This is a genomic window from Nostoc sp. UHCC 0252 (assembly GCF_034931145.1).
GTDB lineage: Bacteria > Cyanobacteriota > Cyanobacteriia > Cyanobacteriales > Nostocaceae > Nostoc.
In genome coordinates this window covers 45,783-46,294 of sequence record NZ_JAYGHE010000043.1, presented here as the reverse complement: position 1 = coordinate 46,294, position 512 = coordinate 45,783, and the positions used below count along the sequence as shown (strand labels likewise).

The window sequence follows — 512 nt, the reverse complement described above, 5'->3', positions numbered from 1 at the left end:
TTGTTGTAAGCAGCAGCATCGTTGGGGTTAATTTGCAAGGCTTTCTGGTAAAGTGCGATCGCCTCTTCTAGTTTCCCTTGAGCATTTAGCACATTACCCATACCAACGTAAGCTTCGGCATCATTAGGGTTGAGTTGTAATGCTTTCTGGTGCGCTGCTAACGCTTCATCTAGTTTCCCCTGTCGCCGCAAAGCATTACCCAAATTGTTATAAGCTTTGCCATTATTGGGTTCAACTTGTAAAACTTTCCGCCAAATTGTCTCTGCTTGGGAGTTATTACCCACCGATTCGGCAGCGTCGCCTTGTTTAAATAGCTGTTCAATATTATTTTGAGCAACTACAAACTGGGGTGTGGTAGCCAGAAATAAAGTTAAAAATAGAGTAGTAAATATACGGTTGTGCATAATCATGCTCATACGTTAGCTGATTTTATCAGGACTTACCCGAAAATCGCTAAAAACCGGAATAATTTTTGATAAATCCTCGTGAATGAGTCTTTGAACTCCGTTAAT

The 512-nt window shown here is 40.8% G+C and carries 1 protein-coding gene; it reads right to left on the bottom strand.

Going from position 1 to position 512, the window contains the following annotated elements:
* Window positions 1-404 (bottom strand): tetratricopeptide repeat protein (locus VB732_RS22020; protein WP_323233029.1); only part of this gene is annotated, 404 nt, incomplete at its 3' end.
* Between the last annotated feature and the right edge of the window lie 108 nt (window positions 405-512).